The sequence below is a fragment of the Mesorhizobium sp. WSM4829 genome (assembly GCF_055811475.1).
The window spans coordinates 348,083-369,974 of record NZ_JBVVQJ010000001.1; the positions used below are offsets into that span (position 1 = coordinate 348,083).

20 protein-coding genes, 1 tRNA gene and 1 pseudogene are annotated in these 21,892 nt (G+C 63.0%); 10 read left to right on the forward strand and 12 right to left on the reverse strand.

Going from position 1 to position 21,892, the window contains the following annotated elements; genetic code table 11:
* Positions 1–132: 132 nt before the first annotated feature.
* The gene (gene msrB, locus AC0L17_RS01540) at positions 133–633 is read left to right on the forward strand and encodes a peptide-methionine (R)-S-oxide reductase MsrB (RefSeq protein ID WP_473514489.1); all 501 of its coding nucleotides are present in this window, start codon (positions 133–135) and stop codon (positions 631–633) included.
* Positions 634–775: 142 nt separating this feature from the next.
* On the opposite strand, the gene AC0L17_RS01545 is transcribed toward msrB, so the two are convergent.
* Both AC0L17_RS01545 and AC0L17_RS01550 read right to left on the reverse strand, forming a co-directional pair.
* Positions 776–2,308, reverse strand: a complete 1,533-nt coding sequence (locus AC0L17_RS01545; RefSeq protein WP_473514606.1) for a DHA2 family efflux MFS transporter permease subunit — start codon at positions 2,306–2,308, stop codon at positions 776–778.
* Between the two features lie 82 nt (positions 2,309–2,390).
* The gene (locus AC0L17_RS01550) at positions 2,391–3,572 is read right to left on the reverse strand and encodes an HlyD family secretion protein (protein WP_473514490.1); all 1,182 of its coding nucleotides are present in this window, start codon (positions 3,570–3,572) and stop codon (positions 2,391–2,393) included.
* A 140-nt stretch (positions 3,573–3,712) separates the two neighbouring features.
* On the opposite strand from AC0L17_RS01550, the gene AC0L17_RS01555 reads away from it, so the two are divergent.
* A complete protein-coding gene (locus AC0L17_RS01555) occupies positions 3,713–4,432 on the forward strand; it encodes a TetR/AcrR family transcriptional regulator (RefSeq protein WP_091596422.1) in 720 nt (239 codons plus the stop codon).
* Positions 4,433–4,555: 123 nt separating this feature from the next.
* Here AC0L17_RS01555 and yihA read toward each other — a convergent pair whose 3' ends face one another.
* The 5 genes from yihA to rpmH form a co-directional block, all read right to left on the reverse strand.
* Complete coding sequence (yihA, locus tag AC0L17_RS01560) at positions 4,556–5,215, reverse strand: ribosome biogenesis GTP-binding protein YihA/YsxC (RefSeq protein WP_473514491.1); 660 nt, start codon at positions 5,213–5,215, stop codon at positions 4,556–4,558.
* Positions 5,212–5,850 carry a CatB-related O-acetyltransferase gene (locus AC0L17_RS01565; RefSeq protein WP_473514492.1) on the reverse strand — a complete coding sequence of 213 codons (639 nt, stop codon included), beginning with the start codon at positions 5,848–5,850 and terminating at the stop codon, positions 5,212–5,214. Before AC0L17_RS01565 ends, yihA begins: the two co-directional genes overlap by 4 nt.
* Positions 5,851–6,040: 190 nt before the next feature.
* On the reverse strand, positions 6,041–7,864 hold the full coding sequence (yidC, locus tag AC0L17_RS01570) for a membrane protein insertase YidC (protein ID WP_473514493.1): 1,824 nt from the start codon (positions 7,862–7,864) through the stop codon (positions 6,041–6,043).
* A gap of 13 nt (positions 7,865–7,877) precedes the next feature.
* Entirely contained in the window at positions 7,878–8,231 is a 354-nt protein-coding gene (rnpA, locus tag AC0L17_RS01575; RefSeq protein WP_128175793.1) for a ribonuclease P protein component, read from the reverse strand.
* 16 nt (positions 8,232–8,247) lie between these two features.
* Positions 8,248–8,382 carry a 50S ribosomal protein L34 gene (gene rpmH, locus AC0L17_RS01580; protein ID WP_008833937.1) on the reverse strand — a complete coding sequence of 45 codons (135 nt, stop codon included), beginning with the start codon at positions 8,380–8,382 and terminating at the stop codon, positions 8,248–8,250.
* Between the two features lie 300 nt (positions 8,383–8,682).
* Between rpmH and AC0L17_RS01585 the strand changes: the two genes are divergently transcribed.
* Positions 8,683–10,170 (forward strand): ATP-binding protein, encoded by a 1,488-nt coding sequence (locus AC0L17_RS01585; protein WP_091596434.1) that lies wholly within the window; start codon positions 8,683–8,685, stop codon positions 10,168–10,170.
* A gap of 151 nt (positions 10,171–10,321) precedes the next feature.
* Positions 10,322–10,398 (forward strand) — tRNA-Arg (locus tag AC0L17_RS01590).
* Positions 10,399–10,549: 151 nt separating this feature from the next.
* On the opposite strand, the gene AC0L17_RS01595 is transcribed toward AC0L17_RS01590, so the two are convergent.
* Entirely contained in the window at positions 10,550–11,797 is a 1,248-nt protein-coding gene (locus tag AC0L17_RS01595; protein WP_473514494.1) for an MFS transporter, read from the reverse strand.
* Between the two features lie 193 nt (positions 11,798–11,990).
* Here AC0L17_RS01595 and AC0L17_RS01600 point away from each other — a divergent pair, with 193 nt between their 5' ends.
* From AC0L17_RS01600 to AC0L17_RS01615, 4 genes are all read left to right on the forward strand, one after another.
* On the forward strand, positions 11,991–12,650 hold the full coding sequence (locus tag AC0L17_RS01600) for an ArsR/SmtB family transcription factor (protein WP_473514495.1): 660 nt from the start codon (positions 11,991–11,993) through the stop codon (positions 12,648–12,650).
* 102 nt (positions 12,651–12,752) lie between these two features.
* The gene (locus tag AC0L17_RS01605) at positions 12,753–13,064 is read left to right on the forward strand and encodes an ArsR/SmtB family transcription factor (protein ID WP_473514496.1); all 312 of its coding nucleotides are present in this window, start codon (positions 12,753–12,755) and stop codon (positions 13,062–13,064) included.
* A 3-nt stretch (positions 13,065–13,067) separates the two neighbouring features.
* Positions 13,068–13,553, forward strand: coding sequence for an SRPBCC family protein (locus AC0L17_RS01610; protein ID WP_473514497.1), 486 nt, complete (start codon positions 13,068–13,070; stop codon positions 13,551–13,553).
* Between the two features lie 364 nt (positions 13,554–13,917).
* Positions 13,918–15,789, forward strand: coding sequence for an adenylate/guanylate cyclase domain-containing protein (locus tag AC0L17_RS01615; RefSeq protein WP_473514498.1), 1,872 nt, complete (start codon positions 13,918–13,920; stop codon positions 15,787–15,789).
* 191 nt (positions 15,790–15,980) lie between these two features.
* Here AC0L17_RS01615 and AC0L17_RS01620 read toward each other — a convergent pair whose 3' ends face one another.
* The 3 genes and pseudogenes from AC0L17_RS01620 to AC0L17_RS01630 form a co-directional block, all read right to left on the reverse strand.
* Entirely contained in the window at positions 15,981–17,234 is a 1,254-nt protein-coding gene (locus tag AC0L17_RS01620) for a DUF5996 family protein (RefSeq protein WP_473514499.1), read from the reverse strand.
* A gap of 104 nt (positions 17,235–17,338) precedes the next feature.
* Positions 17,339–17,515, reverse strand: a pseudogene (locus AC0L17_RS01625) (pirin-like C-terminal cupin domain-containing protein); the annotation flags it as partial.
* A gap of 300 nt (positions 17,516–17,815) precedes the next feature.
* On the reverse strand, positions 17,816–18,709 hold the full coding sequence (locus AC0L17_RS01630; RefSeq protein WP_473514500.1) for a LysR family transcriptional regulator: 894 nt from the start codon (positions 18,707–18,709) through the stop codon (positions 17,816–17,818).
* A gap of 154 nt (positions 18,710–18,863) precedes the next feature.
* On the opposite strand from AC0L17_RS01630, the gene AC0L17_RS01635 reads away from it, so the two are divergent.
* The gene (locus AC0L17_RS01635; protein WP_473514501.1) at positions 18,864–19,514 is read left to right on the forward strand and encodes a hydrolase; all 651 of its coding nucleotides are present in this window, start codon (positions 18,864–18,866) and stop codon (positions 19,512–19,514) included.
* Positions 19,515–20,014: 500 nt separating this feature from the next.
* On the opposite strand, the gene AC0L17_RS01640 is transcribed toward AC0L17_RS01635, so the two are convergent.
* Entirely contained in the window at positions 20,015–20,908 is an 894-nt protein-coding gene (locus AC0L17_RS01640) for a LysR family transcriptional regulator (RefSeq protein WP_473514502.1), read from the reverse strand.
* Positions 20,909–21,250: 342 nt separating this feature from the next.
* On the opposite strand from AC0L17_RS01640, the gene AC0L17_RS01645 reads away from it, so the two are divergent.
* Positions 21,251–21,889: a (2Fe-2S)-binding protein gene (locus AC0L17_RS01645; protein WP_473514503.1), complete on the forward strand. Its 639-nt coding sequence runs from the start codon at positions 21,251–21,253 to the stop codon at positions 21,887–21,889.
* Positions 21,890–21,892 lie beyond the last annotated feature (3 nt).

Consider the following 21,892-nt stretch of genomic DNA (forward strand, 5'->3'; position numbering starts at 1 on the left):
AGCGTACACTCCGCACCGTCCGCTGTAAGCGTGGGGCAGGTGCGGAGTGCCCGTTGTCGGGAGCTGGCCGTCACCGGCTTTTGATTTCCATGTGACGGTCGAATTTGGCAAACGGAAAGAGGAGGAATGGTGATGATCCGGCGCGACTTTCTTTGGAGCGGTGCCGCTGTGGCATTGTTGGCAGGCACGGCGGCAGCGCTGCGCATCGGCCGGCCGCAGGATGCACACGCGGCCGAAACCTTCGAGGTCACCAAGACCGAGGCCGAGTGGCGCGCCATCCTGTCCGATGCGGCTTTCAATGTGCTGCGCAAGGAAGGCACCGAATATCCCGGCACCAGCCCGCTGCTCAACGAACATCGCAAGGGCATCTTCGCCTGCGCCGGCTGCGACCTGCCGCTCTATTCCTCCGAAACCAAGTTCGATTCCGGCACCGGCTGGCCGAGCTTCTGGCAGGAGATTCCCAACGCCGTCGGCATGACCGTGGACAGGTCGCTGGGCATGACCCGGACCGAGGTCCACTGCCGCCGTTGCGGCGGTCATCTCGGCCATGTCTTCGACGACGGCCCGCCGCCGACCGGCCTGCGTCATTGCATCAACGGCGTCGCCTTGACCTTCAAGCCGGCCACGGCCTGACCTAAAGCGCTCGCGTTTGACCGGCCTCACGCGACGCGCTTTAGGTTGTTGTCTTATGCATGTCGTTATCGCAAAACCGCTGCGCACTTTTGCGCGACATGCATGAGAGCGCCGCGTCCTTTGGGCGCGCAAAGTTGCTCAATCAGTGTCCGCCGCCTCCGCCCGCCGGCTCGGCCGGCTTGCGGATGACCATGGTGAAGATCGCCAGCGTCGCGAATAGCGCCGTCAACAAATAGAACACGTCCATGAAGGACAGCAGCGAAGCCTGCTGCTGGACCATGCCGGACAGTTTGGAGATCGCCGCCTTGGAGGCGTCGAGGCCGGCATTCTGCTGGAAGTCGAGCGTCATGTTCTGCAGCCTGGTCTGCGCCTCGGCGCTGCCCCATTGCACATGCTCGGCCAGCCTTGCGTAGTGGAAGGCGCTGCGATCGATCAGCACGGTGTTGATGACGGCAAGGCCTACGGCACCACCGAGATTGCGGGTGAGGTTGAACAGACCGGATGCATTCTTAAGCCGGTCAGGCGGCAGCGTTCCAAGCGCGATGTTGTTGATCGGCACCATGCACAGCATCATCGAGGCGCCGCGCAGGATCTGCGGCACCAAAAGCTCCCAGAAATCCCAGTCTGCGGTCAGATAGGTCATCCGCCAGGTGCCGGCAGCGAAGCCGAAGAAGCCGATCATCATCATCAGCCGCGGATCCATCTTGCGCGACAGGATGCCGGAAATCGGCGCTGTGACGAACATCGCCAGGCCGCTGACGAACAGCGCCTCGCCGATCATCAGGGAGTCGTAGCCGCGGATGCGCCCCAGATACACCGGATAGAGATAGGTCAGGCCGTAGAGGCCGATGCCGATGACGAAGGAGAACAGCGAGCCGAAAGCGAAGTTGACATTGGCGAAGGCCTTCAGGTCGACGATCGGCTCCTCGGCGGTGAAAGCGCGCCAGAAGAACAGCACCGCGCCGGCCGTCATCAGGATGGCGCAGATGAACACGGCCTGGTCCTGAAGCCAGTCGTTGTTGGGACCTTCCTCGAGCACAAATTCCAGCGAGCCGAGGAAAGCCGCCATGCCGGCGAGGCCCCACCAGTCGAACTTGCGGAACAGGCTGAGATTGGGCTTGTCGAAGTCGATCAGCGACCATGCTGCTGCGGTCACTATGATGCCGGGCACCACATTGATCAAGAACAGCCAGTGCCAGGACATGGCATGGCTGATATAGCCGCCGACAGTCGGGCCGATGGTCGGCGCCAGCGTCGCCACCAGGCCGATCATCGGCGACACCATGGCACGGCGCGACGGCGGGAAGATGGTGAAGGCGGCAGCGAACACGCTTGGGATCATGCCGCCGCCGATAAAACCCTGGACGGCGCGGTAGACGATCATCTGGTCGATGTTGGTGGCGGTCGCCGCCAGCGCGCTCGCGGCGGTGAAGCCGGCCGCGGAGACGGTGAACAGCACACGCGTCGACAGCATCCGGCTGAGAAAACCGGACAGCGGGATCATGATGACTTCGGCGATGAGATAGGCGGTCTGCACCCACGGAATTTCGTCGGAGCTGGCGCTCAAGCCGGCCTGAATCTCGGCCAGCGAGGCCGAAACGATCTGGATGTCGAGGATCGCCATGAACATGCCGAACACCATCGCCAGGAAGGCGATGATGCGGCGTGTGGGAATGGTATCAGGCGTAGCCGGCCTCGCCGGCGGCGATCCTGCTGTCGAGGTTGCGGTTGCCACGGCATTGCTCCCAAGCGGCCGCTCAGTTCGACGCCGAAGGTGCGGTGCGGCTGTCGACGGCGACGACGACGCTGAGGCCGGCGCGCAGCTTGCCTGTCTTCAGCACATCCGCCGGCACGTCGATGCGAACCGGGACGCGCTGCACGACCTTGGTGAAGTTGCCGGTGGCGTTTTCCGGCGGCAGCAGCGAGAACACCGCGCCGGATGCCGGCGCCAGCGACGAGACAGTGCCTTCGAAATCCTGGCCGTCGATCGCGTCGACCGAAATCCTGACCTTTTCACCAGGCACCAGCCGGGCAAGCTGGGTCTCCTTGAAATTGGCGACGATATAGAGCTTGTCCATCGGCACGATGACGGCGAGCTTCTGTCCGGGGCTGATCAGGTCGCCCTGCTCGACCGAGCGGTTGCCGACGACACCGTCATAGGGCGCGCGCAGCACGGTGAAGGACAGGTCGCGTGCGGCCTTGTCCCTGGCAAGTTGCAGCGACGCCAGCGTGCTTGCCGTCTCCGCGCGCTGCGCTTGGAGCACACCGATATTGGCCTCAGCCGCCGCGATCTGGGCGTCGGCACCGACAAGGGCGGCATTGGCCTGCTCGACCGCGGTCTGGGCATCGTCCAGTTGGGCCTGGGTGCCGACATGTGTCTTGAGCAATTGGGCGGCGCGCGCTTGGACACGCGCCGCATTGGCGGCGGCGGCCTGGTCGGCGGTCTTCTGCGCCTGCGCCTGCTCGAGCGAGGCGCGCGCCGCCTCGGTCTGGGCGTCGATACGATCGAGCGTCTTGCTCAAGGTGGCGATCTGCGCCTCGGCCTGGGCGACCGCTATTTTGTAGTCGCCATTGTCGACGACCAGCAGCGGGTCGCCGGCCTTGACCTGCTGGTTCTCGGTCACCTTGACCTGATCGACATAGCCGGAAATTTTCGGCGAAATGAACGCCATGTCGGCCTGGACATAGGCGTCGTCGGTGGAGATCATGAAACGCCCGTCGGTCCAGTAGTCATAGCCAAACCAGGCGCCTGCGCCCAGCAAGCCAAGCGCAAGGATCGGCAACAGAAAGGAGCGTGCCGAGCGTTTCTTTTTGGCCGGCGCCTCGGCCGGAGGGCTTGTTGCGGGTTCAGTCGGTGGGTTCGGCGCTTCGATTGCCGGCGCAACCTTGGCGTTGGGGAAGGGGCGGACTTCGGCGGTTGGGGTCGCGTTCGAGGACATGGCATCTCTCTTGGCATCGCTAGAAACCGGGCATCAGACTGAACCGTTCGGTTCGATGCTGACGTTGACTTAGCGCGGTGAGAGGCCCATATCAAGGATGATCGAACCGATCGGTTCGAATTTTTTCGAGGTGTGACGTTATGACCGAGCCCGACAAGGACCAGTGCGATCTGCTGGATGGCCTGCGTCGCGGCCGCCCGGCGGCGGGACAGGACCCGGTCAAGCGCAACCAGATCATCGAGGGCGCGCGTCGTGTCTTCATCGACAAGGGCTTCGAAGCGGCGTCGATGAACGACATCACCCGCGAGGCCGGCGTTTCCAAGGGCACGATCTATGTCTACTTCGCCAACAAGGAAGAGCTGTTCGAGGCGCTGATCGAGGAAGAGCGCGGCACGATCTTCAAGAACATGTACGATCTGCTCGACCGCGCCGACGATCTTCGCGAGACGCTGGTGAAGTTCGGCAAGGTGCTGTCCCTCAAGATCACCTCGGCCAAGGTCGTCCAGGCGCAGCGCACCGTGATCGGCGCGTCCGACAGGATGCCCGAACTTGGCGCGCGTTTTTACGAACGCGGCCCAAAACGCGGCCACGACAAGGTTGTTGCTTTTCTCAATGCCGCCATCGAGCGCGGCCTGCTCGAGATCGACGATGTCGATCTTGCCGCCTATCAGTTCACCGAACTGTGCCTGGCGGGTCTTTTCCGTCAGTGCATATTCGCCTACCGCACCAAAGCCCCGAGCCAGGATGAAATCGACCACATCGTCAGGTCGGGCGTCGGCATGTTCCTGAAGGCTTACGGCACCGAAAGGCTTGCCACGGAAGAAAGCACCCAGACGATAGCGCTGGAGGCAAAGTCCTAAAGCGCGTCGCGTTTGACCGGGCTCACGCGACGCGCTTTAGGATGTTGTTTTTGCATGTCGCCATTTCAAAACCGCTGCACACCCACGGGTCAAGCCTGAGGGCATGCTTTTGCGCGACATGCGTTAGCCGCCATCGGCCGCCAGCACGATCGCCGCGCGCAAGTCCTCGAGTCCCTCGTTCTTTTCCGACGACGTGGCGAGGACGAACGGAAACGCGGCCGGCCGCTTCTTGATCTTCTGCAGTGTCTCTTCGATCAATCGTGGCACGCCGGCCGCCTTGATCTTGTCGGTCTTGGTCAGCACGATCTGATAGGACACCGCCGCCTTGTCGAGCAGCGACAGCACTTCGTCGTCCTTGGCCTTGATGCCGTGGCGGGCGTCGATCAGCACGTAGACGCGCTTCAGGGTGACGCGGCCCTTGAGATAGTCGAAGACGAGTTTCGTCCAGTCGTCGACCTTTTCCTTGGGCGCAGTGGCGTAGCCGTAGCCCGGCATGTCGACCAGCGCCATCGGCGGCAGGTCGGCGCCTTCGCCGGAAAACCCGCCCGGAACGAAATAGTTGAGTTCCTGCGTCCGCCCTGGCGTATTGGACGTGCGCGCCAGTCCCTTCTGATTGACCAGCGCGTTGATCAGCGACGATTTGCCGACATTCGAGCGGCCGGCAAAGGCGATCTCCGGCGGTCCTTCCGGCGGCAGGAACTTCATCGCCGGCACGCCGCGGATGAATATCCACGGCCGCGTGAACAGCTCGATGCCGATCACGGACTTGTTCAACGCGTTCAAACCGCTGCCTCCAGAACAGAAATATCGGCGCCACGAATGGCATTGAGGTTGCGGCTGATCTTTTCCACCGGCCAATCCCACCACGCCGCCGCCAAAAGCCGCCGGATGGTCCTGTCGTCGAAACGCATCTTAACCACCTTGGCCGCATTGCCGGCGACGATCGCATAGGGCGCCACGTCATGCGTCACCACCGACTTTGCCGCAACGATGGCGCCATGGCCGATCGCCACGCCGGGCAGGATCGCCGCTTCCATGCCGATCCATACATCATTGCCGATCACTGTGTCGCCGCGCAATTCCTTCGACCAGGTCGCCGGATCGAAACCCTCTTCCCAGCCATGACCGAAGATGTTGAACGGATAGGTCGAAAAGCCGGACATGGCATGATTGGCGCCGTTCATGATGAAGCGCGCGCCCTCGGCGATGGCGCAGAACTTGCCGATGATCAGCCGGTCGCCGATGAATGGATAGTGATGAAGCACGCATCGCTGGGCGAATTTGTCCGGCCCGTCCGGATCGTCATAATAGGTGAAGTCGCCGATCTCGATGTTCGGCGCCGTGACCAGCCCCTTCAGGAAGCCGACGCGGCTATGCATCGGGATCGGGTGCTTGATGTTGGGGTTGGGTCCGATCATGGTCTGGCTCCATCGACGAAACAGCAGGTCAAATAGCGCGATCCGCCCGGCAGCACCGACCGCGTGCGCAGCGGATCATCCTTACCTGTTCATCGACGGGAACGCGCTCCTGAAACGACAGCGGAGCTTATAGGGCGCGGCGGCGTCTACCGCCGCGCCGGGCTTTCCTGGATTCGGCAGGCAGCGCCGTCTATTCCGCCGGCGACGGTTTCTTCCGGAACAGTGCGACCAGATTGTCCCACAATTCGATCTTGGCGCCCTGCCGCTTCATGATCACGCCTTGCTGGATGATCGAAAGCAGATTGTTCCAGGCCCAGTAGATGACGAGGCCGGCCGGAAAACCCGCCATCATGAACGTGAAGACCACCGGCATCCAGGTGAAGATCATGGCCTGCGTCGGGTCCGGCGGCGTCGGGTTCATGCGCATCTGCAGGAACATGGTCAGGCCCATGATCAGTGGCCAGACGCCGATCATCAACATATCCGGCAGCGCGATCGGGATGAGGCCGAACAGGTTGAAGATCGAGGTCGGATCGGGCGCCGCCAGATCCTGAATCCAGCCGAAGAACGGTGCGTGCCGCATCTCGATGGTGATGTAGAGCACCTTGTAGAGCGCAAAGAAGACCGGGATCTGCAGCGCCACCGGCCAGCAGCCGGCGAGCGGATTGATCTTCTCGGTCTTGTAGAGCTCCATCATCGCCTGTTGCTGCTTCATCTTGTCGTCCGCGTATTTCTCGCGGATCTCGAGCATCTTGGGCTGCACCTTCTTCATGTTCGCCATCGACGCGTAGGACTTGTTGGCGAGCGGATAGAAGGCGGCCTTGACGACGACGGTGGTGGCCAGGATGGCCAGGCCGAAATTGCCGAAGAATTTGTACATCGTGTCGATCAGATAGAACATCGGCTTGGTGATCCAGATGAACCATCCCCAGTCGATCAAGCGGTCGAACAGCCTGATGTTGCGGTCTTCGGCATAGGCGTTGACCTTGGCCACTTCCTTGGCGCCGGCGAAGATTTCGCTCTCGACCGTCGCCGACTGGCCGGCATCGACGGTGATCGGGTCGGTCAGGAAGTCGGCCTGGTAGCGCGGTCGGCCGTCCTCGAAATAGGCGTAACGCGGCTGGAACTGCTGCTTCTCGGTCGGCACCAGCGTCACCGCCCAGTATTTGTCGGTTATGCCCAGCCAGCCATCGGTCGACTTGCTCGGCGTGAACTGCTTGTCCTCCTCGATCGACGAATATGTGTGTTCCTGCAGGCCTTCCGTGCCGGTGACGCCGATCAGCCCCTCATGCAGCACATAGATGCTGGCAACGGCAGGCTTGTCGAAGCGGGTGACACGGCCGTAATTCGACAGGGTAACGGCGGCCGACCCCGAATTCTGCACCGTGTCCGACACGGTGAACATGTAGTCGCCGTCGACAGAGAAGGTGCGCTTGAAGGTCAGGCCCTTGTCGTTGGTGAAAGTCAGCGTGACCGGGGTCGCCGGGGTCAGCCTCGCATTGCCGTCGACGGTCCACACGGTTTCCGGGCCCGGCACCGTGCCGGTCTTGTCGCTGCCGATAAAGCCGATCTCGGCATAGTAGCCCGTAGGCAGCGCCGCCGGGTTGAGCAGTTCGATCTCGGGCGAGTTCTTGTCGACCGTCAGCCTGTAGTGCTTGAGCTTGAGGTCGTCGAGACGGGCGCCGGCGAGATTGATCGAGCCCTCCAGGCTCGGCGTGTCGATCCTGACGCGCTTCGTCGACGCCAGCGCCTGCTCGCGGCTGGCCAGCGTCGTGCCGTCGGTTCCCGGTGCATTGGGTGCATTAGGAATGGCGCCTTGCTGCGGCACCGGCGTTTCGCTGCCGCCCGGACTGGCGGCTTCGGCCGCCTTCTTCTGCTCCGCAATCCGCTGCTCTTCGATACGGGCCGCCTCGCGTTGCGCCTCGCTGTGCGGCAGCACGTAAAAATACTGCCAAAGCGACAGGATCAGCACCGACAGCGCGATGGTGATGAAGAAGTTCCGGTTGTTTTCCATCGAAAGCCTTGGCCTATCGTGTTCCGCGCAGTCGGCGTGAGAGTTCGGCCTTCAACTGACCGAACGGAATGGCAAGCACATCTTCGCGCCCGACGATGACATAGTCATTGCCTGGCTTCATGTCATCCGCGGCATGCGTACGCACGGCTTCTCTCAGCCGCCGCCGGATGCGGTTGCGGACGACTGCGTTGCCGACCTTCTTGGTGACCGTGTAGCCGACGCGAGGCGCCGCTGCGTCGCTGCGGTCGAGAACCTCGACGAGAAAAAGCCGCCCGCGGCGCTTTTCGCCACGCCGGACGGCCAGGAATTCCGCGCGCTTCAGAAGCCGCTTGGGATGTGCTCCCACTGGCTTGCCGGTTGCGGGCAACGATCTCGTCTTCCGTTCAGGCGCTGAGCCGCTTGCGGCCGCGGTTGCGGCGGGCTGCGACGACGCCACGACCACCCTTGGTGGCCATGCGGGCACGAAAACCATGCCGGCGTTTGCGGACGAGTTTGGACGGTTGGTAGGTACGCTTCATTTGTTTTAATACCGCGGGGTGCGGCCCTTCTTGATTCTGTCACTCTGTAACAGGAGCTTTGCCCGGCCGGCTTTGGCGCGATCGAAACCGCGCCGGGACGAATGGCCCGAGCGTGAGCGGGCTTATAGAAAGAAGGGTTTTGGAAGTCAATCCGGCCTCGACATTCCGGCGCCTCGGGCCAACGGCTGGCGTGTGGCCGAGGTCTGGGCGGTCTTATCCCTGATTGGGACGAAGGATGAAATTGGCAAAAAAGCCGCAATGGCCTAATCTTGGCTGATCAAGTGATCGTGAAAAAGCAGCATGAGTGAAATCCCATCCGCGGACGAAAGCACCGATCGGGCGACCGCAGCCGCCCGCAGGGTGCCGTTGTCGCGTGGATTGTCGACAAAGCTCCTGCTGCTCACCATCGTCTTCGTGCTCCTGGCCGAGGTCCTCATCTTTCTGCCCTGGATCGCCAGCTACCGGCTGAGCTGGCTGAAAGAGAGGCTGAGCACCGCCGCGGCCGTCTCGATCGTGCTGGTGCAGGGAGAGCCCGCCTCGCTGTCACGCGCTGCCCAGAATGATGTGCTGATGGCGATCGGCGCCAAGGCGATCGCCGTGCGCGACGGCGGTGTCTCGCGGCTTCTGGTGGTGGCTGAGATGCCGCCGCATGTCGACGAGCATATCGATATTGCCAATGTCGGCCTGATCGAGGGCATGACCGGCGCCTTGGACACGCTGTTGTTCGGCGGCGAGCGGATGCTGCGCGTTTTCGGGCCGGTCGGCGACAGCGACAAGGAATTCGAGCTGATCATGCCCGACTACAGCCTGCGCAATGCCATGCTCATCTATTCGCGCAACGTCGCCTTCGTCTCGCTGCTGATCTCGCTGTTCACCGCCATGCTGGTCTATGCCGCCATAGACCTGATCATGATCGGCCCGATACGGACGATGACGCGCTCGATGCTGGCCTTCTCCGAGGCTCCCGACGACCCCGGGCGGATCATCCGCCCTGCTGCTCGCGCCGACGAAATTGGCGTTGCCGAGCGCGAGCTCTCGCAGATGCAGGAGCGGCTGCAAAAGATGCTCTCCGAGCAGAAGCATCTCGCCGACCTTGGCCTCGCCGTGTCGAAGATCAACCATGACATGCGCAATATCCTGGCGTCGGCGCAGCTGATGTCGGACCGTCTGCGCCAGGTCAAGGACCCGACCGTGCAGGCCTTCGCGCCAAAACTGCTGCGCGCGCTCGATCGTGCCGTATCCTATTCGGAAGGTGTGCTTGCTTATGGCCGCACCCAGGAGCCGCCGCCCTCGCGCCGCAGGCTCAGGCTGCGCCAGCTGGTCGATGACGTCCACGGCCTGCTCGACACCGAAGGCGGCATCGAATTCGTCAATGCCGTCGATCTGGCTTTCGAGGTCGATGCCGATTCCGATCAGCTTTTTCGCGTGCTCACCAATCTTTGCCGCAACGCCGTCCAGGCGATGGCGGCGGACGCGGAAAGCGCGGTGGTGCGTCGGTTGTCGGTGTCGGCCGAGCGCGTCGGCAGCGTCAGCCGCATCACCGTCACCGACACCGGTCCCGGCCTGCCGCCGAAGGCGCGCGAGAATTTGTTTGCGGCGTTCCGCGGCTCGGCCCGCAGCGGTGGCACCGGCCTTGGCCTGGCAATCGCCTATGAACTGATCCGCGCCCATGGCGGCACGGTGGAGCTTGTCGAAAGCAGAGGCGGCCGCACCACATTCGCGGTCACCATTCCCGACCAGCCGGTCCGGCTCGACCAGGCCCGCAACGGCCTGCGCCGTCCCGCCTGATCCTCGCCCGCCCGATCCTCTCCAAGGCACGAAGAACAAAACTTTTGCCGATCGACTTGCTTTTCGGAAATGCAGTCGCTAGGGAACACCTCACATCGCGGCCGGTCGTCAGGGATCGGATCGCGGGGCCATGCAAAGCATGGCCTGTTGCGCGCCCGTAGCTCAGCTGGATAGAGCACCAGACTACGAATCTGGGGGTCAGGAGTTCGAATCTCTTCGGGCGCGCCAATAATCTCAATCAGTTGCGGCGCGACACCGTTTCAAATCGGTTTTTGAAACGATTTTGAACGGCCGGTTGCTTTTTTGTGTGATTTCGCGCGAGTGGCACTTCAGGAACCCGACGCTGTCGCGGCGGAGGCGGACGCATCCGAGGCGGCGTTCAACTGCTTCGTCCGGCATGACCTTCGCGCATCATGAAAGCGACCACGGTACCGGACAGGAAAGTGAGGGCGGCGATCGAGGCAATCGCCCACGCCAGGCCGAAGAAGTCGGCGGTCAGTCCCGCCGACAGCGCACCGATCGCGTAGCCGAGATCGCGCCAGAAGCGGTAGACGCTGAGCGAGCGGGCGCGCCATGAAGGATGCGACGCATCCGACACCGCGGCGATCAGGCTCGGATAGACCATCGCCGTGCCCAGACCAAGCAGGAGGCTCGCCACCAGCCACCAGCCAAAATTCGAGGTCAGCGCCGTGAGAAAGAGCGCCGACGCCTGCACCCACATGCCGGCGACGATCAGGCCCTTGCGGCCCCATCGGTCGCTGAGCGGTCCCGTCACGACCTGCAGCACGCCCCAGGTGACGGGATAGACGGCCTTCAGAATGCCGATGCGCTCCACACCGAGCCCGCCGGCTGCGAAGAAGAGCGGAAAGATGCCCCAGCTCATGCCGTCATTGAGGTTGTTCACCAGCCCGGCCTGCGAAGCGGCAAAGAGGTTGCGATCCCGAAAGGAGGTCAACGCAAAGACCTCGCGGAAGGAAAGGGGTGAGGCCTCGCGGGGATGGTTCGCCAGTTCCGCACGCACATGATCGCGCGTGTCGCGCACGAGCAGGATCGAGAGCACCGTGCCCAGCACTGCGTAGCCGACGCCGAGATAGATCGGGATTGGTCGCAGACCGTAGCGACTGGCGAGATAGCCGGTGAGAAAGGCGGTGATCCCGACTGCGAGGTAACCGGCAAACTCGTTGAGCCCTACGGCGAGGCCACGGCCCTTCGGGCCGACAAGGTCGACCTTCATGATGACGGTCATCGACCAGGCGAAGCCCTGGCTGATGCCAAGCAGCGCGTTGGCGGCGATGACCCAGTTCCAGTCTGGCGCCCAAATGATCATGAAGGGTACCGGCAGGCCGGCCAGCCAGCCGAGAACCAGCACGCGCTTGCGCCCCCATTTGTCGGCGAGCTGTCCGGAGACAAGGTTGGCCAGCGCCTTGACGACGCCGAAGCTGACGATGAAGGAGACGACCAGCGTGGTCGAGGCGAGCCCGAATTCCTCTGAGCCGATCAACGGCACGACGGTGCGTTCGATGCCGACCATGCCGCCGACGAATGCATTGATAAGCACAAGCAGCGCGAACTGCCGCCAGTTGGCCTTGAGACCGAGGCTCACTGCTGGCGCCGCGATCGTTGTCATGCGGCACCGGCATTGATGGCTCGGGTGCGTGCGGCCATCACTACATCAATCCCGTTCGGGAGCCGTCAGAGCCGGAGCCAAGGCTGCTAAGCGATTGAAGGGGCTTCTCGGCCACGGACTTGTCTCCTCGGGGGCCGTGTGATACGCATCATTCAATAATTATGTTGAATGAACTAGCGTGGCTGCTACCCTGATGTCAATCCGCAATCCGAAGCAGGCACTTTACCAGCAGTTCGCGGTTGTCGCGAAGGCTCTGGGCAATCCGCAGAGGCTGGAACTGATCGAGCAACTCGCGCAGGGTCCGCGCAGCGTGGAAGCCTTGGCCGCCAAGCTTGCGCGTCCGGTGGCGAATGTCTCGCAGCATCTCCAGGCGATGCGCCGCGCCGGACTGGTGACGTCAGAGCGCGATGGCAAGTTCGTCAACTACCGGCTCGCGGATGAAAGCGTACTTGCCGCCTTCGCCTCCATTCGAGTCGTTGCCGAGCGGCATTCGGCCGAGGTCGAACGCATCGTGAGGGGCTATTTCGACCGGCGCGACGATATGGAGCCCGTGTCACGGGAAGATCTGGCCGCGCGAATGAAAGACGGGCTCGTTACAGTCATCGACGTCCGACCGCCCGATGAGTTTGCGCTCGGACATCTGCCCGGCGCGATCAACGTCCCCCTCGGCCAACTCCAGCAGCGGTTGTCCGACCTCGCGGCGAAGCCCGAGATTGTCGCCTACTGCCGCGGTCCGTGGTGCGTGATGTCATTCGAGGCGGTCGCATTGCTGCGTGAGCACGGCTTCCGCGCACGCCGCATGGAAGATGGCCTGCCCGAGTGGCGTGACGCGGGCTTAGCTGTCGAGGCTTGATCGACTTCAACTTCAAAGTCAGTCACCCGCCCCTCATTCGCTGGGTCCTTTTTGCCGTAGCAAGGTTGACACGTCACGTTAGTCCGTGCTAACGCGTTAGTGGTGACTAACGTGAACAACAGCTGGACCGCCCTGGGCGACCCCACCAGGCGCACGATCTTCGAACTCTTGGTCGAGCATCCGCGTTCGGTTACCGAGTTGGCGCGTGCCCTGCCGGTGAGCCGGTCGGCGGTCTCGCAGCATCTGAAGGTGTTGAAAGAGGCAGGGCTCGTGGCTGCCACGCCGGACGGCAAGCACCGCATCTACCGCGTCGAACCCGACGGGCTGGCGGCGCTTCGCACAGAGCTCGACCGGTTCTGGATGAAGACGCTCGCTGCCTTCAAGCAAGCTGTCGAACAACCGCGAAAGGAGTGAAAAATGAACACGCAAGCAGCAGACACCTTGATAAGGCACTCGATCGTGGTCGAGGCGCCGATCGAGCGCGCCTTCGAGGTCTTCACGGAGGATTTTGGCAAGTTCAAACCCAGGGAGCACAATCTGCTCGCCGTGCCGATCGCCGAGACCGTGTTCGAGCCGCGCGTCGGCGGCCATATTTATGATCGCGGCGCCGACGGCAGCGAGTGCCGCTGGGCGCGCGTGCTGGCTTATGAGCCGCCGCACCGTGTGCTGCTCAGTTGGGACATCAGCCCGCAATGGCGGTTGGAGACTGATCCGAACAAGGCCAGCGAGTGGGAAGTCCGCTTCACTGCCGAGACGGCTAATCGGACCCGCCTGGATCTCGAGCATCGCAAACTGGAGCGCCACGGCGCCGGCTGGGAAAGCGTGCGCGATGGTGTCGCCGCCGATCAAGGCTGGCCGCTCTACCTGCAGCGATACGCCGACCTGTTCGGGCGTCGGGCCTGACGGCCACATCCGCAAGCATCAGACCGAATCCGGCCTCGCGGCCTGCAATCCCGTAAGCGCAGGAGTTATTCGCGGTGGCGACACTGCCGCGAATAGCGCGTCCCTTCCCTACCCGGAGCCCGACAAGCGTAGGCGCAACAATCACACCGACCAGCATGCCCAACGCCGCTTCGGATGCTGGGACGGCTCCGCGCGAAGCGGATGATGGCCGACGAAGGTCAGAACGGTATAGGCCACAATGGTCACGCATTTGTGAGCTGTATGATAAGCCTATTCGGGATTATGGGTCTAATCTTGAAGCGTGCGTCGTCTTACGTGTCACTAGTAATAGTCCCTGCAGGGCCGCCGCTCAGGAATAATGCTGATGGAACGCAAGCTCGCGGCAATCATGGCCGCCGATATCGTCGGCTACAGCCTGCTGATGGCTGAAAACGAGGCTTCCACCTACACGAAGCTGCGCGCTGTTTTTGACGAGCTCATCGACCCGACCACTGCCCGCCATGGCGGGCGCATCGTCAAGACGGCGGGAGACGGCTTTCTCGCCATGTTTCCAAGCGTCAACGAAGCGGTCGATGCGGCGCTGGCCATACAGGAGGGCTTCGACAAGGGCCCGTTCGAGCTGCGCATCGGCATCAATCTTGGCGATGTCATCGAAGATGACGGCGACGTATACGGCGACGGCGTCAATGTGGCCGCCCGTCTTGAGGCGATGTGCGATCCGGGGCAGATATTCGTCAGCGGCGCCGTGGTGATGGCGGCCGACCGCAACAGCGCGGACAGGTTCGTCCGCATCGGCCGCAGGCGGGCCAAGAACATTCCCGAACTTCTCAACGTCTACCGCGTAAGGCGCGCGGGCTCTGCGTGGTCGCCATGGCGGCACGTGCCGCAGGTGCTGCGCAGCACCGCCGCCCGCTGGTCTTATGGCATAGCCGCCATAGCCCTCATCCTCATCGGCACCCAAATCCAGCCGCTCCCCCTGGCAGCCATGGTCAGCCGCATCCCGGGGGTCTTGTCGATGGACCAGAGCAGCGCCGATCCCCGGCCGTCAGTGGCGGTCATGCCTTTTGCCGCGATGAGCGGCAGCGGCGAGCAATCGTACTTCGCGGACGGACTGGCCGAGGATGTGACGACAGCCCTTGCCCGCAATTCAGAGCTGCAGGTAATCGCGCGCGATTCCACCTACGCCGTGCACGGGCAGGATAGAGACGTGCGCAAGCTCGGGGCAAAGCTCGGCGTCGATTATGTGGTTGAAGGCAGCGCCCGCCGTGAAGGCGACCAGCTTCGCGTGTCGGCGCAGCTGATCGATGTAAAGACAGGCACGCATCTGTGGTCGCGCAGTTTTGACCGTCAGGTCGCCGACGTGTTCACCGTCCAGAGCGAGCTGACCACTGAAATCGTTGCGCAGATCGCGCCCTATATCGGCAGGAGCGAGGCGGCGGCGGCAGCGGAACGCCCGACCGACAATCTGCAGGCCTATGACCTCGTGCTACAGGCCCGCAACCGCTACCGGCACGGCGGCGATGACTCGCAGGACATTCTGGAGGCGCGGGGCCTCTACCAGCGCGCCCTTGAAATGGACCCGTCCTATGCGGCCGCCCGCGCAGGCCTCGCGCTGACCTTTATCGCCAGCGTGGCGCAGAGCGGTGACGGCCGGGAAAACGCGCCGGAACTCCATCTTGGGCTTAGCGAGGCGCGGCAGGCGGTCCGTCTCGACCCCAATCTTGGCCTTGGCTATCAGGTCATCAGCTTCGGGCTTGCCCTGCAGGGCGACTATTCAGGCGGCTTGCAGGCCGCACGGCGCGCTGTGGAGCTCAACCCCAACGATCCCGACAGCATGATGGCGCTTGCAAAGGCGCAGGTTCGCTTCGGGGAATATGATGATGCCGTCGCCAACGCAGAGCGGGCCCGCCGCCTTCATCCGATGGCGCCCGAGTACTACGCCTATGTGCACGGGCAGGCGCTCTACGCGGCTGACCGCCGCGATGAGGCTTCCGCCGTCATAGAAGAATGCCTGATCCGGGCGCCGCGCGATGCAAACTGCCTTCTGATTCAGGCCGCTTTGCAGAGCGCGGGCGGCGAGGTCGAGGCAGCCCAGCAGACGATGGCAAGGCTGGTCGAGGCGCATCCGGCATTCTCGCTGGAAGCAGAGCGCGCTTACCGCCGTTTCGGTGACAGGCCGCTGATGGAAGAGTTCCTGCAGGACCTCGCGAAGGCCAAGGCTCCTGAGTCCGCCTGACAGTTCTTACAGAGCGACTTCAATCATATAGCGGTGCCCAGTTTCATCCTCTCCGGCGCGCCAATTTTGCCATTCCACGACGCCAACACCGAAAATTGCCGCCAATCGCCGCCCGAACTACGTCCGCCGCTTACGGGTTAGGAGTCGGTCGGAGCCGGTCCGTTTGGCGGGTGGAGGGAGTTACGCGCAGCCTATGACCGACGCAGCACGTCCTGCCATTCGGGATGACGGTCGATCTGCGCTTTTGCGAACGGACAAAGCGGAATGATGGCGACTCCTTCGCGCCGGGCATCCTCGACCGCCTGGCGTACCAGTCGCTCGCCGACCTTGCGGCCGCGCAACGCCGCTGGAACTTCGGTATGGTCGATGATGATCAACCCTTCGCCGGCCCGGCTATAGGTCATCTCAGCTTCGACGCCGTCGACGAGCATCCGGTAGCGTCCCTTCGATGCGGTATCCTCCCGCTCGACCTTTTCGACGGTCAAGGGAGAGGCAGGGCCCGGCTGCTCGGCGTCATGCGGCCGCGCCTGACCCCGCCGCCCCGGCATGCAGTCGAGCAGGTCGCGGTCCCATCTTCCGAGATCGGCCGCAGCGTCGTAGGTCGAGACGAGAAACTCCATAAGCGCCGCGTCGGGATTTGCAGCCGACTGAACGGTATCGTACGGCAGGATGAATTCCGATAGGCCCTCATGCCAGAACGCGCCCTCGGGCCGGACCGAAGCGCCCCGGAAGCCACTCGGCGCCGGATAGGCGTAGGCATAGAACGCGGGGTAATCGATGCCGCCACCGCCGGGCCAGAAACCTGCTGAGGAGACCTCGCGGTCGTAGGCTTCCTGGGCCACATCGTTGGGCAATGAAGGAATGCCGCCGGGATGGAGAGGCGCGCGCCGCCCTGAAAAGCGGGTGACGGCCAGGTCAAAACTGCCCCAGAACAGGTGAACGGGACTGGACTTGCCAAGAAAGGAGGTCCGGAACCGATTGAATACCCTGTCGACCGCCACCGATGCGTGATGGAAGCGCTGAACGGCTACCCGATCATAGGGCCGGTCGCGATGATCTTCGGTGAACGGCACGGGATTGGGCACCTCGTTCGGATTGCCGTTAAAGGTCGGCGTGCCACCAAGTTCGGAAATCAACTGCACGAAATTGGCGTGGAACGCCGCGACTGTGGATGGCCCGAGCGCAAACGATGCCTTGCGGCCATTGCCGCATGTGCCAACAACCATATGGTTCCGAAGGTCGAAGAGGATCTCGATGCCCGGGCCGTCGGGGATAGGCGAGGAGGTCAGGCCGAGCGGCGTGACATAGAAGGTCGCATTCCAGGAATGGTTGAGCCACGGGGTATGAGCAAGGCGATATTTCCCGGCGATCTGCAAATAGAGATGCAGGGCCGAACACGTCTCGCGCCAGCCGAGGTAGTCCAGGTGGGGCCACTTGTTGCTCATTGTGCTTTCTCCATTCAGAAACATACCCGGCACGCGACGCGTCATCTCGTCTGAACCGCCCGGGTCCGTGCACCCAGGCGACCTCGTTCTAGCGCCGGTCAGTCTTAGCGCCGGTCAGTCCGGTACGGAATGTGCTCATCTCGGTCATCGATCGGGAGATCGAAACGTCCCTTGCCCCAGTCCTCGGCGGGCCATTCGGCCTTCGCTTCTTCGATGCGGTCCTTCGAGGCGGCGACGAAGTTCCACCAGATATAGCGCGGTCCGCTGAGCGTTGCGCCGCCGCCCGATTCGATTGCTGGGTTCCAACTCATGCGCGTCATCCTCACTTAGGCCGTCCAGACAGCCTCGCCCTTGCCGATACGAATGCCCGATTTCGACTAATCCGAACCGCGAGCGGGAAGAGCGCTTTCGGCCCGACAAATGCCTAAACTGGCGAGCGACCGTCTGCCCAACTAGTCCTGTGATACGTCTAGCTGTGTCGCAGCAAGTGGAACGTGCGGGCGATGTCGCCGAGCTCAGCGGCTCGCAGTAGAGCGACCGTCGAACACGGTTCCTTGACAATGCTTTGAACCGTTCGCGTTCTAACGATCAACTCCCCAAAGATCCGGGTTCTGTTTGAAATACTCGATCAGCAACTCGGTGAGCACCCGCACTTTCCGCGTGGGATGCTGACCCGGCGGGCGGACGACATATGCGGCCCCCGGAGGTACCGGATAGCGTGTCATGATCGGGACCAGCGCGCCGGAGGCCACATATTCATGCGTGATGCAATCGGGGAGCCAGGCGATGCCGAGACCTGCCACTGCGGCGGCGGCGAGCGCCGTGGCGCTATCAGCCTTGAACCTGCCCTGCGGCTGGACCGTAACAATCTTGTCGCCATCCATGAACTGCCAGGCTTCCGTTCCCTGCATGAGGGCCTGATGGGTGACGAGTTCGTCCGGAAACTCGGGTGACCCGTGCGCCTTGATGTAATCGGGGCTCGCGACAAGCTTTCCATGGATCGGCCCGACGCGCTTCGCGACCAGGTTGGAGTCCTGAAGGTAGGCGCCCCGGATCGCGCAATCGAAACCCTCTGCGATGAGATCGACAAAGCGATCGCTGTAGGAAGTATGGATGTGAAGCTGCGGGTGCTGGCGTGCCATTTCCGCAAGCACGGGGGCGAAGTGGGTCGCGCCGAAAGTAAGCGGCATGGCAACCCTGAGGCGGCCGCGAAGCTCGCCGGTCGGGAGAATCGTTTCCCTGGCCGTGTCGATCTCGGCGCTGGCCCGGGCCGCATGATCCCTGAAAGTGGTTCCCGCTTCGGTGAGCGCGGCGCCGCGGGTCGTTCGGGCAAGCAACTGGACGCCAAGCTCTGCTTCTATCCGGAAAAGTCGCCGACTGACGATCGATTTGGAGACGCCGAGCCGGCGCGCTGCGGCCGATACGCCCCTTGCATCGGCCACTGCGACGAATGTCTGTAGATCTTCGATGTCCATTCGACGTTCCTCGTTTCGCGACACAGCTTGCCTGACTATGGCACTACCGCATCACCCAAAGGAACAGCAAATTGCGGCAAGGCAACGTCGCCCACCGGCGCATGTCTCCGCGTGAACCCATTGCCGTCCACAACGGCAGAGAAAGGAACTCTTGATGACCCCCCGTAACGGCCTTGATTCGCTTCTTCGTCCCGAAGACTCGGTACTCGTTCTGATCGACCACCAGCCTTACCAGCTCACGAACCTGAACAGCCACGACCCGCATATGGCGGTCAACAATGCTACGGGTCTGGCGAAGGCCGCCAAGGCATTTAGCGTACCGACCATCCTCACGAGCGTGCTCGCTGACCGAGGCGGGCTCATCTTTCCGCAGATCACCGACGTCTTCCCTGGCCAGGAGGTGATCGACCGGATGCTTATCAACACCTGGGAAGACCAGAAGGTCGTCGACGCGGTCAAGAAGACCGGCCGCAAGCAGTTGATCATCGCCGGTCTGTTCACGGAGATCTGCGTCGCGATGCCGGCGATCCAGGCTGCCGGCGAAGGATGGGACGTCACGGTCATCACGGACGCCTGCGGCGGCGTGTCGGTTGAAGCCCATGAGGTGGCGATCCAGCGCATGATCGCGGCCGGCTGCAACATGATGACGTGGATGGCGCTCGCGTGCGAATGGCAGCGCGACTACACGAGGGCCGAGACCCTGCCTGCATTGATCGAGTTCCTCAAGGATCACATGGCCGGCAGCGGCATGGCGCACCTGTGGGAGCAGCAGCTGCTCAACACGCCCGTGCCGAGCGAAGGCTGATGCGGCCGGGATGGCGAGCTTTCGGTGAGCGTCGGGATCGATTCCCTTGCCGGCCCTCGCCATCCTCGTCCTGCAGAGAAGCCCCTGCAATATCGCGAACAGTTTCCGATGCACGCAAATGCCGCACCCGCTTGCCCCGGCTGGCCCGAAATCATCGTTGGCCACGCCTGCCTCTCCGTTGTGGCAATAGGCGGGGACGTCGGCCTGGTTCGACCGGGCATGGACCGGGTTCCGCTCGGCCGATCGTTACCTCGGAGCGTTGCTGCGGTGCAGAACCTTTGATCGCCGAGGGACAGCGCCCCCCTCTGTCCTGCCGGACATCTCCCCCACTTGGGGGGAGATTGGCCTTCATCAATGATTTCGCCAACCACCAACCTTGCAAAAAGGACGCTGTCCGCGAAGCTGCCAATCTCCCTACTTGTGGGGGAGATGCCGAGTCTTGGGCAAAGAGGGCAGGACAGAGGGGGCGCGAAGGATCGCTACAGGGCGCTTTTATGGCCTCAACCCGAGAAGCGGAGCGCATCGACGAGCAGGGCGAAAGCCGGCGACGCTTGACGGCGGCTGGGATAGTAGAGGTGATATCCCGGCCAGGGCGGGGACCACTCATCCAGCACCCGCATCAGGCGGCCGCTTTCCAGATGACGCTCTGCGACGTCCTCCGGCACATAGGCGAGGCCGAAACCAGCCAGCGCCGCCTCGAGAATCTCGAGGGTGCCATTGAGGACAATCTGGCCGTCCACCCGCACCTTCAGCTCGCGACCATCGCGCTCGAAATCCCAGGCCCAAAGCCCGCCATTGATGGAAAAGCGCTGGTTGATGCAAACGTGGTCGGTCAGCTCCTGCGGCGTCGTTGGCGGCGGCCGCCTGGCGAAATACGACTGCGTCCCGACAACGGCGAAGCGGATGTCCGGTCCGACGCGCACCGCGATCATGTCTTTTGCAATACGCTCTCCCATTCGCACGCCCGCGTCGAACCGTTCGGCAGCAATATCCGTCAGTGCGTTGTCGAGGAAGACCTCGACGGTGACGTCGGGATAGTCCGGCAGGAGCTTCGCCAGCTTCGGCCAGATGACGGCGTTGAACGCGTGATCGCTTGCCGTGAGCCGAATGGTGCCGGCGGGCTTCTCCCGCAATTCGCTCAACGCCTCGACCTCGGCCTCGATCTCCTCAAAGCGCGGGCCGATATTGCGCAGCAGCCGCTCGCCGGCCTCTGTAGGCGAAACGCTGCGGGTCGTTCTCGTCAGCAGCCGAATGCCCAGGCGCTCTTCCAGATCGCGGACCGTGTGGCTGAGCGTGGACTGCGAAATTCCGAGCTGCGCAGCGGCGCGCGTGAAGCTGCCCTCCCGCGCAACCGCCAGAAAGGCCAGAAGCATATCGGTTCGTCCGCGCTGCATTTATGGCTCCACCGCATAAGTTTGTGCGGATTATACGGACTAATCGAGCGAACTGCACACACTCAATCGATCGTGATTGCCGAGAGCACCGTAAATTTCCCGAAACGGTGGCGCGAACCCGGCTGAGCAATGACGATCAAGGAAGAACCGGCGGCAGTTCATTCGCGTCGCTGCCATTCATGGCCCCGACCGATAGGTCCTATCGGAGAGCGGGCGCTAATCAAGGCGCCTCAAGCGTCCTAAGCTTTTAGCGTCGCACACGCACCCAGCGTGTCTTCGGGCCGGGGGCCATCCATATCTTGGGCCGCGAATTGGCGGATCATCACGAAAGCGACAATCGACATGTCTGATAGCCAAAGAACTTCGACAGCCAGTTCGGACATAACGCGCCGGGAGCTCATGCAAGCGGCTGCTGTGACTGGCGGTGCTCTTTTAGGAGAACAATTCGTGCCCGGAGCTATATCTCCGGCACTGGCACAGGCTGCCGGCGCCGCGACGGCGCCGCTCGATGTGTCGCTGCGCATCAACGGGACGGAGCACCGGCTTTCGCTCGACCCGCGCACGACGCTGCTGGATGCGCTGCGCGAGCACCTGCATCTGACGGGCTCGAAGAAGGGCTGCGGCCTCGGCCAATGCGGCGCCTGCACGGTGTTGATGGATGGCATGCGCGTGAAGGCGTGCCTCTCGCTCGCGGCGCTCGCTCAGGGCCGCGACATCAAAACCATCGAAGGATTGGCGCAGGGCGATGAGCTCCACCCGTTGCAGGCGTCCTTCATCGAGCGCGATGCCTTCCAGTGCGGCTATTGCACGTCGGGGCAGATCATAGCCGGCGTCGCCTGCATCAGCGAAGGCCATGCCGGGTCGCCACAGGAGATCCGCGAATGGATGAGCGGCAATCTGTGCCGTTGCGGCGCCTACGACCATATCGTCGCGGCGATCCAGGACGCGGCTGCCGTGTCCAACTCGACGCAGGAGGGCTGAGCC

Coding starts and splice junctions, on each gene's coding strand:
- msrB (WP_473514489.1), top strand. CDS start 133: ATGATCCGGCGCGACTTTCTTTGGAGCGGTGCCGCTGTGGCATTGTTG.
- AC0L17_RS01550 (WP_473514490.1), bottom strand. CDS start 3,572: ATGTCCTCGAACGCGACCCCAACCGCCGAAGTCCGCCCCTTCCCCAAC.
- AC0L17_RS01555 (WP_091596422.1), top strand. CDS start 3,713: ATGACCGAGCCCGACAAGGACCAGTGCGATCTGCTGGATGGCCTGCGT.
- AC0L17_RS01565 (WP_473514492.1), bottom strand. CDS start 5,850: ATGATCGGACCCAACCCCAACATCAAGCACCCGATCCCGATGCATAGC.
- yidC (WP_473514493.1), bottom strand. CDS start 7,864: ATGGAAAACAACCGGAACTTCTTCATCACCATCGCGCTGTCGGTGCTG.
- rpmH (WP_008833937.1), bottom strand. CDS start 8,382: ATGAAGCGTACCTACCAACCGTCCAAACTCGTCCGCAAACGCCGGCAT.
- AC0L17_RS01585 (WP_091596434.1), top strand. CDS start 8,683: ATGAGTGAAATCCCATCCGCGGACGAAAGCACCGATCGGGCGACCGCA.
- AC0L17_RS01595 (WP_473514494.1), bottom strand. CDS start 11,797: ATGACAACGATCGCGGCGCCAGCAGTGAGCCTCGGTCTCAAGGCCAAC.
- AC0L17_RS01600 (WP_473514495.1), top strand. CDS start 11,991: ATGTCAATCCGCAATCCGAAGCAGGCACTTTACCAGCAGTTCGCGGTT.
- AC0L17_RS01610 (WP_473514497.1), top strand. CDS start 13,068: ATGAACACGCAAGCAGCAGACACCTTGATAAGGCACTCGATCGTGGTC.
- AC0L17_RS01615 (WP_473514498.1), top strand. CDS start 13,918: ATGGAACGCAAGCTCGCGGCAATCATGGCCGCCGATATCGTCGGCTAC.
- AC0L17_RS01620 (WP_473514499.1), bottom strand. CDS start 17,234: ATGAGCAACAAGTGGCCCCACCTGGACTACCTCGGCTGGCGCGAGACG.
- AC0L17_RS01630 (WP_473514500.1), bottom strand. CDS start 18,709: ATGGACATCGAAGATCTACAGACATTCGTCGCAGTGGCCGATGCAAGG.
- AC0L17_RS01635 (WP_473514501.1), top strand. CDS start 18,864: ATGACCCCCCGTAACGGCCTTGATTCGCTTCTTCGTCCCGAAGACTCG.
- AC0L17_RS01640 (WP_473514502.1), bottom strand. CDS start 20,908: ATGCAGCGCGGACGAACCGATATGCTTCTGGCCTTTCTGGCGGTTGCG.
- AC0L17_RS01645 (WP_473514503.1), top strand. CDS start 21,251: ATGTCTGATAGCCAAAGAACTTCGACAGCCAGTTCGGACATAACGCGC.